This is a genomic window from Calothrix sp. NIES-2098, from assembly GCF_963875125.1.
In the GTDB taxonomy this organism is placed as follows: Bacteria; Cyanobacteriota; Cyanobacteriia; order Cyanobacteriales; family Nostocaceae; genus Aulosira.
The window spans coordinates 8,084,297-8,100,722 of record NZ_CAWNKJ010000001.1 but is presented as its reverse complement, the minus strand read 5'-3'; the positions used below and the strand labels follow the sequence as shown (position 1 = coordinate 8,100,722).

Annotated in this window: 13 protein-coding genes and 1 tRNA gene; 10 read left to right on the top strand and 4 right to left on the bottom strand. The window is 41.7% G+C overall.

Going from position 1 to position 16,426, the window contains the following annotated elements; all coding sequences use genetic code 11:
* Positions 1-170: 170 nt before the first annotated feature.
* Positions 171-407 carry a hypothetical protein gene (locus tag AACU33_RS34075; RefSeq protein WP_096594672.1) on the top strand — a complete coding sequence of 79 codons (237 nt, stop codon included), beginning with the start codon at positions 171-173 and terminating at the stop codon, positions 405-407.
* A gap of 226 nt (positions 408-633) precedes the next feature.
* On the top strand, positions 634-987 hold the full coding sequence (locus AACU33_RS34070; protein ID WP_096594671.1) for a TRADD-N-associated membrane domain-containing protein: 354 nt from the start codon (positions 634-636) through the stop codon (positions 985-987).
* A 91-nt stretch (positions 988-1,078) separates the two neighbouring features.
* Here the strand turns inward: AACU33_RS34070 and AACU33_RS34065 are convergent, their stop codons facing one another.
* On the bottom strand, positions 1,079-2,146 hold the full coding sequence (locus AACU33_RS34065) for a TolB family protein (protein ID WP_096594670.1): 1,068 nt from the start codon (positions 2,144-2,146) through the stop codon (positions 1,079-1,081).
* Positions 2,147-2,918: 772 nt separating this feature from the next.
* Here AACU33_RS34065 and nifJ point away from each other — a divergent pair.
* A complete protein-coding gene (nifJ, locus tag AACU33_RS34060) occupies positions 2,919-6,485 on the top strand; it encodes a pyruvate:ferredoxin (flavodoxin) oxidoreductase (RefSeq protein ID WP_096594669.1) in 3,567 nt (1,188 codons plus the stop codon).
* A gap of 203 nt (positions 6,486-6,688) precedes the next feature.
* Here nifJ and pyrE read toward each other — a convergent pair whose 3' ends face one another.
* Positions 6,689-7,309: an orotate phosphoribosyltransferase gene (pyrE, locus tag AACU33_RS34055; protein ID WP_096594668.1), complete on the bottom strand. Its 621-nt coding sequence runs from the start codon at positions 7,307-7,309 to the stop codon at positions 6,689-6,691.
* Between the two features lie 101 nt (positions 7,310-7,410).
* On the opposite strand from pyrE, the gene AACU33_RS34050 reads away from it, so the two are divergent.
* Positions 7,411-7,824, top strand: coding sequence for a hypothetical protein (locus tag AACU33_RS34050; RefSeq protein ID WP_096594667.1), 414 nt, complete (start codon positions 7,411-7,413; stop codon positions 7,822-7,824).
* A gap of 279 nt (positions 7,825-8,103) precedes the next feature.
* Here the strand turns inward: AACU33_RS34050 and AACU33_RS34045 are convergent.
* Positions 8,104-8,176, bottom strand: a tRNA-Ile gene (locus AACU33_RS34045).
* A gap of 322 nt (positions 8,177-8,498) precedes the next feature.
* Here AACU33_RS34045 and AACU33_RS34040 point away from each other — a divergent pair.
* Together AACU33_RS34040 and AACU33_RS34035 are read left to right on the top strand one after the other, a co-directional pair.
* Entirely contained in the window at positions 8,499-9,200 is a 702-nt protein-coding gene (locus AACU33_RS34040; RefSeq protein ID WP_096594666.1) for a hypothetical protein, read from the top strand.
* A gap of 295 nt (positions 9,201-9,495) precedes the next feature.
* Entirely contained in the window at positions 9,496-10,857 is a 1,362-nt protein-coding gene (locus AACU33_RS34035) for a hemolysin family protein (protein ID WP_339376439.1), read from the top strand.
* Positions 10,858-11,010: 153 nt separating this feature from the next.
* Here AACU33_RS34035 and queC read toward each other — a convergent pair whose 3' ends face one another.
* Complete coding sequence (gene queC, locus AACU33_RS34030) at positions 11,011-11,688, bottom strand: 7-cyano-7-deazaguanine synthase QueC (RefSeq protein WP_096594665.1); 678 nt, start codon at positions 11,686-11,688, stop codon at positions 11,011-11,013.
* 615 nt (positions 11,689-12,303) lie between these two features.
* Between queC and AACU33_RS34025 the strand changes: the two genes are divergently transcribed.
* The 4 genes from AACU33_RS34025 (at position 12,304) to AACU33_RS34010 (ending at position 16,089) form a co-directional block, all read left to right on the top strand.
* Positions 12,304-13,386 carry a Gfo/Idh/MocA family protein gene (locus AACU33_RS34025; protein WP_096594664.1) on the top strand — a complete coding sequence of 361 codons (1,083 nt, stop codon included), beginning with the start codon at positions 12,304-12,306 and terminating at the stop codon, positions 13,384-13,386.
* A gap of 226 nt (positions 13,387-13,612) precedes the next feature.
* A complete protein-coding gene (locus AACU33_RS34020) occupies positions 13,613-14,227 on the top strand; it encodes a DedA family protein (protein ID WP_096594663.1) in 615 nt (204 codons plus the stop codon).
* A 210-nt stretch (positions 14,228-14,437) separates the two neighbouring features.
* The gene (locus tag AACU33_RS34015; protein WP_096594662.1) at positions 14,438-15,586 is read left to right on the top strand and encodes a ParM/StbA family protein; all 1,149 of its coding nucleotides are present in this window, start codon (positions 14,438-14,440) and stop codon (positions 15,584-15,586) included.
* A gap of 5 nt (positions 15,587-15,591) precedes the next feature.
* A complete protein-coding gene (locus AACU33_RS34010) occupies positions 15,592-16,089 on the top strand; it encodes a plasmid segregation centromere-binding protein ParR (protein ID WP_096594661.1) in 498 nt (165 codons plus the stop codon).
* The last annotated feature ends 337 nt before the right edge of the window (positions 16,090-16,426 follow it).

Below are 16,426 nucleotides of genomic sequence, written 5' to 3'. Positions count from 1 at the left end.
GATGATTAGCCAAGGGAAAGATCGAGAAAAAAACTCAGCAATTTTTTATCCCTAGCCCTGATAAATTGTGATTTTTTACAAGGCAGGAAAAGTTAGTTAATTAACTTTTTCTGTCTGATTTTTTAGGGCTATGTTCTCGGTAAAAGCAGTAATTGATTGGAGTAAAAGCTATGAAAACTCAAGAGAATAATAATTTCTTATTTCGGTTAGCTTCAAGAATTTTGAAGTACCTTTTACTGTTTATATCAGGCTTGGCGATCGCTTTGGTAATGTCCACTAGTTTTGGAGCATCCCATCTGATTATGATGCTGCTACCTTTGATTGGACAATGGTTAGGGCGATTAGCACTCATCTTACTAGGCTTGTTCGCCGCAGCAATGATCGTAGAGTCTGTAGTTCAAAAATAAACTAACAGATATCTAGATTACACTGCCATTTCTGGTTGGGAAATAAATATGCTTTCCTCCTAAAGAAAATCTCACTGCTAGGGAGGGAAGCATTATTTCTAAAGCCTACAGAAAGCAGGAATCAATATTTTTAACGCTACCCGCTTGGTTCTCTCACCTTCCAAACAGGTAGCGATCGCAGTTACACAACTCTTGGCAAGTCGTATTACACTCTTACTTTCAGTTTATGACAAACATTAACCCAAAAACCGGCTCCCGCAAAAATAATTCTCGTGCCAACGCTGCCAAACCCAATTCCTACGACGAGATGGAATGGAAAACCTATCACGAACATTGCTACCAAGCTCGTTTGAGCTACATTTTATCTTGTGTTGCGATCGCAGCTTCGATTGTGATGAGTTTATTAGCAGCGTTCCTGATGCTTTTTGACAATGCAACTCAAGCAAATGTGACAGCTGTCACAGGATTAATCTCTACAGGATTGTATATTCCACTGTCTAGGGATGCGAATAAAAAAATTGAGCGCCTGACAAAATTGACTAAAGACTACAGGTTACTGCGTCCCTCAGATGAAATCTAGCAGAAGTGGCTATTGCTTTATTACTTTGATTGACTGTAAGATTCCCGACTTTTCTAAAAAGTCGGGAATCTAAACTTTTTGCGTAAAAAACTTAGATTTTCAGCCGACAAATATGCGATTGTCCATTTTGAAAGCACTCATAAGCTATTTGTTTACCATCAGGCGACCAAACTGGACGTGAATCTCTACTTTTATTGGTAGTTAATCTAATTTCACTAGAACCATCAGCGTTCATTACATAAATATCTGAATTCTCATCCCGATTAGATTCAAAGACAATTCGTTTACCATCGGGAGACCAAGCTGGGTTTTGAGAGATCCCTTTATTTGTCAGCTGAGTGTTACCAGAACCATCAGCATTAATTACATAAATGTAACCATTGTTATTGAAAGGTTCAGGACTAGAATGATAAGCAATCTTCTTACTATCTGGAGACCAAACTGCGCCTGCATTATTATTTGGATCTTTAGTTAATCGAGTTTGGTTAGAAGCATCAGCATTCATCACATAGATTTCTTCGTTCCCATCACGTCCAGAAAGAAAGGCAATTTTTTTACCATCTGGCGACCAAGAAAGCACAGAATCATAACCAGGATTTTTGGTGATTCTCTTAATATTAGAGCCATCAGAATCGATCGCGTATATTTCATAATCATTATTTTCCCGACGAGAACCAAAGGCAATTTTTTTGCCATCTGGCGACCAAACATAAGGATAATCACCAGCAGGATTTTTAGTTAAATTGGTTTGTCTAGAACCATCAGCATTCATCACATAAACTTCAGGATTGCCATCACGTCCCGAAAGAAAAGCAATTTTCTTACTATCTGGCGACCAAACAGGAGAGCGATCCTTGATTTTATTTTTGGTAAGATTCTTTAAATTTGAACCATCAGCATTCATCACATAAATTTCTTCATTACCAGGATTGTCCAAGCTCATAAAAGCAATTTGCTTGCCATCTGGCGACCACTGCGGTTCTTCAGCAAGCTTAATTTTGGGAGTTAAATCGATTACTTTGCGCTGGACAATAGAAGATTTTTGAGCAGTAATTTCAGCTTTAGCTGCTGTGAAATTCTTGCTAGCACAGCTAGTAAGGCTAAGTAGAATTCCTAAGAATAAAGTACAGATGACAGGGCGGTTATTTAATGTAAGCATTATTAGTCACTACAATTATTGTATAGATGATTTTATTTATCAACTAAATTAGCTTGACTATTGAAAGTTCAATTTTGTTCGCGATTTTCTAAGATTACTGATAAATATTAGGGTGGGCAATGCCCACCCTACATATACTCAATAATTAAATCGGATTGCTATAGTAAACTCAACAATAGGGAATAGGTGATAATTCTTCAAGCTGTTACTTTAAACTTATAACTACAAGCTGTAAGTAAGTGATTCCGCAGTCTTATCAATAAATTTTTAGTTAGGATTTTACTCCTAATGAGTTAGGATAGCTAAAAAATTACAACACGAGTAAGATGACGGTAAATCCTATATAATTAATTCTCGAACCTCTACCCCCAAATCATCAATAATTTCCCTAAAATGCATAGACCAAGGGTTTAAGTTCGCTTGAGTACAAGAGTAATATATATAAATTTATATAGAATAGACTGTGAGATAATGATACGGGAATTAGAGATAAATATAGAACTAAAATCTGCCAATAATGTGTAATTTGAATTTGTGCAGAAGACAGTTCTTTAAAAAAGAATATTTAGAAAAACTATGGACTGGAATTGGCTAACTCTAATTCATCTAACCATGCATTCCCTTAATTTTGAGTAGCAGGCAGTTATAAATAAAACCTAGTTGTCAATGGCTGGAAAAAAGAGTCCAAATTTGGACTCTTGACGTTTATTTATGCCCTTCTACTGAGCAATGTGGATATTTTCGCATCTGGCTAACAAGGCAGGAGTAAATGATGAACAAAACCTTTGCTACTATTGACGGGAATGAGGCTGTTTCCCGGATTGCTTACAAATTAAATGAAGTAATTGCCATTTATCCCATCACCCCCTCCTCAACAATGGGTGAATGGGCGGATGCTTGGGCGGCTGAAAATCGCCCTAACCTCTGGGGTACAGTTCCCAGCGTAGTGCAAATGCAAAGTGAAGGCGGCGCGGCTGGTGCGGTACATGGGGCGTTGCAAACAGGTTCCCTGAGTACCACTTTCACCGCATCTCAGGGATTATTGTTAATGATTCCCAATCTCTACAAAATCGCTGGGGAATTAACCAGTGCGACAATTCACGTTGCTGCACGTTCTTTAGCTACCCACGCTTTGTCTATTTTCGGCGATCATAGTGATGTGATGGCAGCCCGTGCAACAGGCTTTGCGCTGCTATGTTCGGCTTCGGTGCAGGAAAATCTTGATTTTGCCCTCATCGCCTATGCTGCAACTTTAGAGGCGCGAGTCCCGTTTATGCACTTCTTTGATGGTTTCCGCACCTCCCATGAAGTGCAGAAAGTAAAATTACTTGCTGATGATGATTTGCGATCGCTCATCGACGACAACCTCATATTAGCTCACCGCAACCGCGCCCTTACCCCCGACCGCCCAGTATTGCGGGGTACAGCCCAAAACCCCGATATCTACTTCCAAGCCCGTGAAGGTGCTAACCCTTATTACAGCGCCACCCCCGCAATTGTCCAACGCCTCATGAATGAATTTGGCGATCGCACTGGCAGGTATTATCAAATCTATGAATACCACGGCGCACCGGATGCCGAACGGGTAATTGTAATTATGGGTTCAGGTTGCGAAACCGTTCATGAAACCGTAAATTACCTCAACAACCAAGGGGAAAAAGTCGGTGTCGTCAAAGTTAGGCTATTCCGCCCCTTTGATGTCGAAAGATTTATCGCAGCATTACCTAATACTGTAAAAGCGATCGCAGTCCTCGACCGCACCAAAGAACCCGGTAGCGCCGGCGAACCACTTTATTTAGATGTGGTAGCTGCAATTCATGAAAGCAATCCAAAATCCAAAATCCAAAATCTAAAATCAATTGTTGGTGGTCGCTATGGTTTATCTTCAAAAGAATTTACCCCGGCGATGGTGAAGGGCGTTTTTGATAACCTGGCTTTACCTACGCCGAAAAATCACTTTACTATTGGGATTAATGACGATGTTAGCCATACATCTCTAAGCTTTGACTCGAACTTCTCCACGGAAGCAGATAATGTTGTGCGGGCAATGTTTTACGGCTTAGGTTCCGATGGTACAGTGGGGGCAAACAAAAACTCAATTAAGATTATTGGGGAAGAAACCGACAACTACGCCCAAGGCTACTTTGTCTATGATTCCAAGAAATCTGGCTCAATGACGGTTTCTCATCTACGCTTTGGCCCGCAGCCTATTCGGTCAACTTACCTCATCGACAAAGCCAACTTTATTGGTTGCCACCACTGGGGATTTTTAGAAAATATTGACATTCTCAAAGCAGCGATTCCTGGGGCGACGATTTTAGTTAATAGTCCGTATGATGCGGATACTGTTTGGCAATATTTACCCGTAAAGGTACAGCAGCAAATTATCGATAAGCACCTGAAATTATATGTAATTAATGCTAATCAAGTCGCCCGTAGTAGCGGCATGGGTGGGAGAATTAACACCATTATGCAGGTGTGCTTCTTTGCCTTAGCTAATGTTTTATCCCAAGAAGAAGCGATCGCTAAAATTAAGCAAGCAATTGAGAAAACCTACGGTAAAAAAGGCGCGGAAGTTGTCCGCATGAATTTACAAGCTGTAGACAACACTCTAGCTAATCTACATAAGGTAGACATTCCCCAAATAATTCACCAGCCCAAAACCCTAAACGAAAATACACAACTTGACAGCGCACCAGAATTTGTCCGCGAAGTTCTGGGTAAAATCATGATCTGGGAAGGTGATGATCTACCTGTAAGTAGCCTACCAGCAGACGGTACATTCCCCACAGGTACAACTAAATGGGAAAAGCGCAACGTCGCCCAAGAAATTCCTGTCTGGGATGAAGATGTCTGCGTACAATGTAGTAAGTGCGTGATGGTATGTCCTCACAGCGCCATCCGCGCCAAGGCTTATCAGCCGAGTGAATTGGTTAATGCACCACCCAGCTTTAAGTCAGTTGATGCGAAAGATAGAGACTTCGCCAACCAGAAATTTACCATTCAGGTAGCCCCAGAAGATTGTACAGGCTGCGCTATTTGTGTGAATGTCTGCCCAGCCAAAAATAAAACTGAGCCATTGAAAAAAGCGATTAACATGGCGCAGCAGCTACCTTTGAGAGAACAAGAACGGAAAAACTGGGATTTCTTCTTAAGTTTGCCTCATCCCGACCGCAGACCACTCAAACTCAACCAAATTCGCCAACAACAACTGCAAGAACCATTATTTGAATTTTCTGGTGCTTGTGCTGGTTGTGGCGAGACACCCTATTTAAAATTATTAACCCAATTGTTTGGCGATCGCTCCGTGATTGCCAACGCAACCGGTTGTTCTTCCATCTACGGCGGAAATTTACCCACAACTCCTTGGACAACCAACGCCGAAGGAAGAGGCCCAGCTTGGTCGAATAGCTTATTTGAAGATAACGCCGAATTTGGTTTTGGCTTCCGCCTTTCCTTAGATAAGCAAGCCGAATTTGCGGCGGAATTGCTGCAACAATTCCGTGGTGAAATTGATGATAACCTCATTAACTCCATCCTCAACGCCACGCAAAACACCGAAGCTGATATTTGGGAACAACGGGAACGGGTAGAATTGCTGAAGAAACGACTAGATGAAATCAGCAATTGCGTATCCGACCCCAATCTTATATCCCAACTCCAAAATCTCAAATCTCTTGCAGATTACCTAGTCAGAAAAAGCGTCTGGATTGTCGGCGGTGACGGCTGGGCGTATGATATTGACTTTGGCGGTATCGACCATGTTTTAGCCAGCGATCGCAATGTGAATATCCTGGTGATGGATACAGAAGTATATTCCAACACAGGCGGACAATCATCAAAAGCCACCCCCAAAGCCGCCGTCGCTAAATTTGCCGCTAGTGGTAAGCCTGCACCGAAAAAAGACCTAGGCTTAATCGCCATGACCTACGGAAATGTCTACGTAGCGAGTGTAGCTTTAGGCGCAAGAGATGAACATACTCTGAGAGCATTTTTAGAAGCCGAAGCCTTCAACGGCCCATCCTTGATTATTGCTTACAGCCATTGCATCGCCCACGGCATCAATATGACCACAGGCATGAATCACCAAAAATCCTTGATAGAATCAGGGCGTTGGCTGCTTTATCGGTATAATCCTGAATTGCAGAAACAGGGTAAGAATCCCTTGCAATTGGATATGAAAGCACCGAAGCAATCGGTAGAACAATCAATGTATCAAGAAAATCGCTTCAAAATGCTTGCTAAGAGTAAGCCGGAAGTTTCAAAACAACTGCTAGAACAAGCACAAGCCGAAGTAAATTCGCGTTGGCAGATGTATGAATATTTAGCAAATAGATAATGGGTTTTCAACTACAGCAGATTGCAACTTGATCAGGTAAAGATTACCGTAGACGAAATCTATCTAGCAGTCGAATTAGATAGTATTCATGAGCGAACTTGCTGAGAACAGCAAATTATGGTTCACAGTACTTAGTTATATCTTTGTAGGTGAAATGAAGAGGAATGCGTACACTGAAGGTGTACGCATCTTTCAATACCTAACTATTTTCCTAATTCCCGATACCGCTTTTGAATCTCCTCAATCGAAAATAACGCTTCAAAATTTAATCCAGCAGATTGATATAACTCTCCACCTCCTTGCAAACGGTCTACTAGTGCAATTACTCTATCTACGGTATAACCTGCTTCTTGTAGACGGTTAACTGCCTTAAGAGCAGATTGTCCTGTCGTGACCACATCTTCCAAAACTACAACCTTTGCGCCTTCTGGCAAACTAGGCCCTTCAATATAAGCCCTGGTTCCATAACCTTTAGCTTCTTTACGAATAATCAGCGCTGGAATCGGTCGATTTTCATAGACAGAAACCACGCTGACTGCGGTCACAATTGGGTCAGCACCTAGCGTTAAACCAGCTACCGCTTGGGTATCAGCAGGTAACAGAGGGAAAAGTAAACGTCCTACAGCTAAAGCGCCTTGGGGATGTAGCGTTACCTGTGTCTTGTTAACGTAATAAGTGCTACGTAACCCGGACGAAAGAACAAAATCACCCTCTTGATAAGCAAGTTGACAAAATAAATCCAGTAACTTACTACGCAGGGTGGACAAATCAGCAGTAGCTGCCCAAATATCTGATTGATTGAGGGTTTCAGTAGAATAAGTCATTACAAGACGTTAAAAATTGTGCTACACCAAAGGTTGAACCGATCGGAGTTCTGAATTTAAGCATAAATTAAGATTCGCCCAAAAGTTGAGGAGTAATGAATATGGGTATAAACCTTAAACCCCTGAGTGTTTTCTGGGTATTGCTAGCTACTGGTATCGCTTTTCCTTCTGTAGGTAACGCCCAAACGGCAACACCTAATTATGAAGCCCCAAATGATGCTATTGAGCGTGCTTTTTTTCGACACGATCCAAATTTCTATGAAAATCGCAGTTTGAAGCGTCAGCTAGACTCTTTTCTGGGCGCTGGGTCGTTTTCAAATTCTTTTCCTGAAAATGAAATTGCCCGCGATGGTGAATTGGTAAACGGTGTTTATCGGGATATGCTGACTCAGCAAGCTACCAACGATCCGTATCTTCGCACCCCAGATTTACCTAATCCTTACGGCACATCACTACTGATGTCTCCCCGTGTCAATGCTGAACAGATGAAAGTGGGTACTGAGTTCCGCTTTTAAAATTCACTACCATAGTAAGAGTGCTGAGTAATGAGCGATCGTCTCACTCATTGATGCTGTTTCGGTGAAAAGGTTGATACAAGGTGGAGTTAGGTGGCTAGAATAAACTACCTAGTCTCTCATAGCTAGTCTCTCGAACCTTTTCCAGGATTATTTAGCTCCAACCGATATCAGAATTATTAGTAACTCATGACTCAGCAACGCCAGTTCGCTCAAGTCGGGAGACCCGCCCACGCGACTGGCTCCTTAAACTTCATATTTAACTTAATATTTTTTTAATCCAGGGTGCAGGAGTTGAACCTGCCTTGGGCGAATTATGAGTTCGCTGCCTCAACCGCTCGGCCAACCCTGGTCGAATTTTATTGTAGCTTGATTTTACTAGCTCGTATACCCTCGAAGCTAGTTTACCAGATTTTTTTACTACATAATTTGATTATGAGATAGTGCAGACTAATATTGATTAAGTTCTTATAAGGATTGAGGTTCACAAATTTTAGTTTTGGGTTAACCCCACCGATCAATGAAGGGGACTTGAGGATACGTAGATACGCTAACTTTGAACTTGTTTCACCCACGGTTGGGTGAGGCATAAACCAAAAAAACTAAACTTGACACAGTCAATAGCCTAAATACGTTTAAATAAACTAGCCTGATTCCGCAATAGCTCAAGAGCGATGAAATTAAATTCCACTGTACTTCTTACGTTAATTTTGTTAACCCTGATGTTGGGAGCAGGGTCTGTCAGCGCATTTTGGGGCTTCACTTTAGGGAGTTCAGCACTCAAAGGCGTCAGCACACCAGATGGCCGTCCCACAAGTAAATTTACTAGCAGTAAGTCCTCTAACTCACAATCGGGAAACTTAGCGTTATTAAAAGAAGAAGAAATCCTCAAAATTGTCAAGGCACGAATTGAGGGTAAGACCAAGGCCGCTAAGTCCGAAAAGCTAGATGAAGATGATGAGGATACCAACACTAATAAGCAGAAGCCTGAAGAAAAGCCTACAGAAGTGGCTGAAGAAAAACTCCAAAAAGGATTTCCTGTCACTGCTGAAAATAAAGGGGTAACTTTTTCTGTGCAATCTGCTCGCTATTCGGGTGGAGATTTACTACTGAAAGTGAAAATGCAGAATAAAGGTGCTGATTCTGTACGCTTCCTTTATAGTTTTTTGGATGTCACCGATGACAAAGGACGAACTCTCAGTGCTAGTACAGAGGGTTTACCAGCAGAATTACCAGCTAATGGCCCAGCTTTTTCCGGTACAGTAAGTATTCCTACAGCTCTACTCGATGATGTCAAAAAGGTTTCTCTGGCGCTGACAGATTATCCTGCTCAACAATTAAAGTTGGAAGTGACGAATATTCCTGTAGAAAAATAGGTGAGGCAATTGTGAATTGTGGGTTTTGAAATTTTAGATGAGATCTAAAGAAGCAAAAGCTAGTAGTTGGATTAGCTTCCTTTATCAAGCAGAACTCGCTGCGAAGCATTCGTGAGATACTGGCACTGCGAAGGCTTCCGCGAACAATTTGCTCTCGTTAAACAATCCAGCTACGCAAATCCCTACCGTAGTTGAATACGGGGACTGGGGAAAAATTGCAACCACTATCCCTAATTCCCGAATCCAAAATTGTAAATCTAAGAGTGGGTGCATAAGTTGTACACGAGCTTTAGCCGTGAGTGGTTTTCCTAGCTTAATTTGGACAGATGTGGGGCTGCGATTGTTATCAGTGCTGCTACTGATTGCCATCAATGCTTTTTTTGTCACAGCTGAGTTTTCAATGGTGACAGTGCGGCGATCGCGTATCCATCAGTTAGTCCAAGCTGGTGATATTCCTGCGATCGCCGTAGAAATGTTGCAACGTAGTATTGACCGACTGCTCTCTACCACCCAGTTAGGCATTACGCTTTCTAGTTTGGCACTGGGATGGATTGGCGAAAGCTCGATTGTTGTCTTAGTGGATGCATGGCTAAAATCCTGGCCTTTACCTAGAGAAATGAGCCTATTTATCGCTCATTCTCTATCGGTTCCTATCACCTTTTTTTTGATTGCCTATCTGCAAATTGTTTTAGGAGAACTTTGCCCCAAATCAGTAGCAATGCTGTACTCAGAACAGCTAGCCAGATTTTTGGGGCCGTCAGTCAAAGCGATCGTGCGTTTTTTTAGCCCTTTCATCTGGATTCTTAACCAATCCAATCGCTGGCTTTTAAGACTGTTTGGCATTGAATACACAGGACAAGGTTGGAGACCACCTGTAACTCCAGAAGAATTGCAGTTAATTATTTCTACAGAACGAGAATCAACTGGTTTACAGCTTTCAGAGCGAGAACTATTAAATAACGTTTTTGAATTTGGGGATGTGATGGTACAAGAAGTCATGATTCCCCGCACTAGCATTGTCGCTTTGCCCAAAGATGCTAACTTTCAGAGATTTCTCAAAGAAATGTCTGCTAGCGGTCATTCCCGCTATCCAATTATTGGCGAATCTTTAGACGACATTCGTGGCATAGTTTACTTTAAAGATTTGGCACAATCTTTGGCTGTAGGGAAGCTGACTTTAGAATCGCTCATTCAACCTTGGATGCGTCCGGCGCGCTTTGTTCCAGAACACACTCCCTTGAGCGAACTATTACCAATGATGCAGCAGGAAAAACCAGCGATGGTGATGGTGGTGAATGAATTTGGCGGTATCGTGGGCTTGGTAACGCTGCACGATGTAATTGCCGAAATCATTGGCGATGCAGGCGTACTGGACAGCGCTGAAGATTTACTCATCCAGATGTTAGACGAGCAGACATTTCTGGTACAAGCGCAAATCAACTTAGAAGACCTCAACGAAGTTTTAGACCTGAATTTGCCTTTGACTAAGGAATATCAAACATTAGGCGGCTTCCTGCTATACAATCTTCAGAAACTTCCCGCCAAAGGTGAAACTTTCTTGTTTGAAAATCTCGAATTTACTGTAGTTTCAGTCATTGGGCCCCGGTTGCACCAAGTCCAACTCCGACGCCTAAAAGCAGACACGACAACGGAATAATTGGGGCATTTGTCAAAGGTCAAAAGTCCACAGTCAAGGGTCAAGTGTCAAAAGGCAATAGTCATGAATGATTTCTTCTCATCTCTCTTGTCTCCTCTATCTTCCTTGTCCCCTTTCTCCCCACACTCACCACACTCCCTCATCTCCACCACTCTACTGGGCATAGAGAATAGGATCTTTTAATCCTAATTCTGCAAAAGCTGCTAACCTTAAGCGACAAGAATCACAAACACCACAGGCGACATCAGCACCTGCATAACAAGACCATGTGAGTTCCCAAGGAACACCCAGTTGATTACCTAGCTGGATAATTTCGGTTTTTTTCAGGTTAATCAAGGGTGCAGCGATAGTAATAGGTTCTCCCTCCCGTCCTTGTTTTGTTCCTAAACGAAAAACTTCTTGCATCGCCTGGATATAGTCTGGGCGGCAATCAGGATAACCAGAGTAATCTAAGGCATTAACGCCGATGTAGACCCGCTGTGCAGCGATCGCTTCTGAGTAGGCGAGGGCAAAACTTAAAAAAATAGTATTTCGGGCAGGTACATAGGTTACAGGTATGTTTTGAGACATTTCATCTAGAGAACGCTCCTCTGGTAAATCAATGCGATCGTCTGTGAGTGCCGAACCACCCCATTGTCGTAAGTCGAAATTCACTACTTGATGTTTTGCCACCCCAGCTTTTTGCGCTACCAACAAGGCAGACTGTAACTCCCGCTGATGTCGCTGCCGATAATCAAAGGAAAGGGCGTGACACTCATAGCCCTCAGCTTTAGCTTGGTACAAGATTGTGGAAGAGTCCAATCCCCCAGATAAGAGAATTACAGCTTTCATTGTGGTTGTAAATTTTGGATTTCTAATCGCTAAATCTGATTCCTAGAGGCTTTGTAGACCTGTTGGCGATCGTAGTCTCAATGACTTCCTAAAATCGGTAAGCTCAATATTTTAGTGTGTTCTAAAAATTGCACAGCACAATCTGCAAGAATTGCGGTTAATTATGTAAAAATTATTAAAGTGTATCAGTGGCGATCGTTATTCATAAATTCTTAAAATTTTCATGCAGACAAATCTCAGTATGACGTTTTTACTTTTCTGTATTTTTACACACAAAAAAATTGATAAATTCTAATTTTATCAATCAGATATCGATCCAGGTAATTAATTACTTAAATACCATCTGGCTAATTTCCTCTTAAGTATTACTTAGATTCTTAAGTTAATAAGAAGACATATTAGATTTTCTGTAAAGTGTAAAAAATTAAGCAATGGCGAAGTGAATATACAAAACATACTCAGATTACGGGAACCCATAACAAACTTTGAAATTCTTCATAAATAGAACCTCTATGTTACCATCTGGATGGTTTTAGACGGATCGTAACTGGCAGTTAAGTATAAAGGCCAACGACCGTAGCGTCTCTAAATTTGGTGGTTGAGGAGAGAATCATAGTGCAAGATAGCATGTCAGTGGCAGAACCAAATCTATATACACAGCGCAACCAACCACGACCAATTCGCATAGGCGTAATTGGAGTGGGTAACATGGGGCAACATCATACCCGAGTCTTGAGTTCAATGAAAGATGTTGAACTGGTCGGTGTTTCAGATATTAACGTCGAGAGAGGATTAGAAACAGCTAGCAAATATAAGGTCAAATTCTTTGAAGATTATTGTGACCTACTCCCCCATGTGGAAGCAGTTTGCATTGCTGTTCCGACTCGTCTGCATTATGCCGTCGGTATCAACTGTCTACTCGCAGGAATTCACGTTTTAATTGAAAAACCAATTGCTGCCAGTATTTCTGAGGCAGAATCCCTAGTTAACGCCGCAGCCGAATCTCAGTGTATTCTTCAAGTAGGTCATATTGAGCGCTTCAATCCAGCATTTCGTGAATTAAGCAAAGTGCTAAAAACTGAGGAATTGTTGGCAATAGAAGCCCATCGGATGAGTCCTTATTCAGATCGGGCTAACGATGTTTCTGTCGTACTTGATTTAATGATCCATGACATTGACCTACTTCTAGAATTAGCTGCCTCCCCAGTAGTAAAGTTGACTGCTAGCGGTAGCCGGGCACTAGACTCTGGTTATTTAGATTACGTAACTGCCACCTTAGGATTCGCTAATGGGATTGTAGCAACTTTAACTGCCAGCAAAGTTACCCATAGAAAAATTCGTCGGATTGTTGCCCATTGTAAAAATTCATTCACTGAAGCGGATTTTCTCAAAAATGAGATTTTGATTCATCGACAAATGAATGCCAATTCTCTAAACGATCATCGGCAAGTACTTTATCGCCAAGATGGTTTGATTGAGAAAGTTTATACAACTAATATTCAACCTCTAAGTGCAGAGTTAGAACATTTTGTCAACTGCGTCCACGGTGGCAATCAACCATCAGTCGGTGGCGAACAAGCCCTTAAAGCTTTAAGATTAGCAAGTTTAATTGAGCAGATGGCTTTAGAAGATCGGGTTTGGAACCCATTAGATTGGCAATCGGAATCAAGAGTGCAATCATTAACCCCAACAGTCTAGATACGTAGGGGAAGATAGAAATCAAAAGGCAAAAGTCAAAAGAATTTTTGATTTTTGCCTTTTCTCATGAGCCTTAGATCTTTTGCGCCTAATTTCTTCAGTGTAATTGGCACTGTTATTCACGCCAAATTATTTTGGCTCCAGTCAGCGCAGAAAATTAAATTTTGAAAAAGCTAACGCCAAATTTAGCCAGCAAATTAATTTAGCAGTTACAAGGAATTGACTGATGCTTGAATGGATAGTTCACACCATCAACTCCCTAGGATATTGGGGTATTGCTCTGTTGATGTTTTTAGAGAATCTGTTTCCCCCGATTCCATCAGAGCTAATTATGCCACTGGCAGGATTTACTGCGAGGGCAACTCCAGAAAAATTAAATATTTTTGGCGTATTTTTCGCCGGACTTTTCGGTTCTGTATTAGGTGCCCTCATCTGGTACTACCCAGGAAAGTTTTTAGGTGAAAAGCGTTTGAAAACTTGGGCTGACAAATATGGTAAATGGATTGCTATATCTAGTAAAGATATTATCAAAGCAAAGCACTGGTTTAATAAAAAAGGTAGTAAAGCTGTACTTATAGGGCGTCTGGTACCAGGAATCCGTACTTTAATTTCTGTTCCGGCAGGTATTAGCAATATGCCCTTGCTTCCTTTCCTAATTTACACTACGCTGGGTAGCGCTGCTTGGGTATGTTTGCTAACATACTCAGGATACTTGTTGGGTAGTCAGTATGAACTTGTGGACAAGTACCTTGCTCCCGTATCAAAAATCGTTCTTGGGAGCCTGGTTCTGGCATTTGCTGTTTGGGTGTTCAAACGCAAGCGTAAAAGCACTAGAAAATAAAATACATAGGCTTTTGGCGGCAAAATAGGTGTTAAATATACATAATATTGGCCTAAACTATCCCCAATAATGCTAGATTCGCGATCGCCTGACTTAATTTTTTGCGTATTTCTAGCTACACTTGACGCAGCCTGAAATTTCTGGTAATTCCCATTTTTGTACGATTGAGCAGGATAACTTTTTACAGTTAAGTTAGGACTAGGAGCTTTTATGACAGACCAACCTTCCGCCGCCACCCCAATTAATGCCGCTGCGATACCCATGAATAGGGTATCAGCATCCACCCCGATCAATGCTCCTACTACTCCCAAGCCAAGTACCTTTTCCGGTAAGGCTATTCTCAGCGTTGATTTAGGCAGAACTTCTACCAAAACTTGTGTCAGCCGCGAACCAAATAATGTAGTGTTCGTACCTGCAAACGTTAAGCAAATGTCAATAGAACAGGTACGTGGAGGTGTTTTTGAAGCTAGAGCTACCGATCCTTTAATGGATTTATGGTTGGAATATCAAGGTAGTGGTTATGCCGTCGGTCAGTTAGCAGCAGACTTTGGGGCTAATCTAGGAGTCGGTCAATCTAAAGTAGAGGATGCACTAGTAAAGGTATTAGCATGTGCCGGCTATTTTAAACTCAAAGACGATATCTCCGTCGTACTGGGTCTACCTTTTCTGTCTTTAGAACAGTTTGAAAAAGAAAAAGCACAGTTGATTAGTGCAGTCACTGGCCCCCATGTTTTAAACTTCCGCGGCGAATCTGTAAACTTAAATATCAATAAAGTTTGGGTAATGCCAGAAGGCTATGGTAGCCTGCTCTGGTCGGAAGCTCAACCTCAAAAAGGTGCAGCTGTTCCCGATTTTACGAAAATCTCAGTTGCGATCGTCGATATTGGACATCAAACCATCGATCTTTTGATGGTAGATAACTTCCGCTTTGCCCGAGGCGCTTCTAAGAGTGAAGATTTCGGGATGAATAAGTTTTATGAACTCGTAGCCGCTGAAATCGAGGGGGCTGATAGCCAATCTCTAGCATTGATTTCTGCTGTCAATAAACCAAAAGGCGAAAGATTCTACCGTCCCAAAGGTGCAAGTAAGCCTACTAATCTAGATGATTTTCTCCCTAACCTTACAGAGATGTTTTCTAGAGAAATTTGTAGTCGCGTACTAGCATGGTTGCCAGAGCGCGTTACTGATGTGATTATCACCGGAGGGGGTGGTCAATTCTTCTGGGAAGATGTACAACGTCTGCTAAAGGAAGCTAAAATTAACGCTTATTTAGCTGCGCCTACCAGACAAGCTAATGCCTTGGGGCAGTATATTTATGGAGAGGCGCAATTATCAGCCGTTCGCTCTTCTAGGGCTTAAAACTGATGTTCCAATGGTCAAAAAAAGTAGTGAAATCGGTCACGTTCAATCCAGGGGTTGCTGATGAAAGCTTGTTGGCTCTTGTAGAAAGCTATTTGGAGAAACAAGTCGATAAAACTTTCAGCGACCTCTGCAAAGAGGCTCTATGGCAATCTCTATGTGTACCGGAATCAGTAAAACCTGGTCCGCAAACAGCATCAACAGAAGCGGTTGAACAACAAATCGGTAAACTGCAAAATCAACTGGCTGACCTTGAGGAACGCTTTTTTGCCAAGGAATCTCATCGTTTGGAGTCAATGGAACACCAGATTCTACAACTGACTCAACAGGTTGCTCATTTGGCTATCATGGTCGCTGAACGACCAGTAGTGATTCAGTCTCCAACCCCAGCAACATCAGTACCAGAAGTAGTCCATAATACGACTTATTCTGCGCCTCCCCCTCCTCCTCAAGAGGTTGACCCGGTGATTAGCCGACTTAGTCAGTTTCTCGATGATTTTTAAGGAAAAATCAGGGTGTTGAGCATCTTTTGCTCCTACGTACAATCCTTAATAGCTAACACTATTAAGGATTATTAATATTTATATATTTCCCAGTAGGCGTAATTTGATCTGGAGTCGATATTATTACTGATATTTGAGATAATTCTAATCAAGCTGTTTTAGGGCATATTTCTTAAAATTATTCAGCAAAAACAAGAGTAATACAAAGTTTTACTAGCACTTAGCTGAATCTAAAAGCAAATTTGTTCGCTTAGATTTTGTAACTGCTGAGTAGCAATTATACCCATAACACTATATTCTTTTTTACACAGGCTACTGTATAAATGGTAGAATCCTC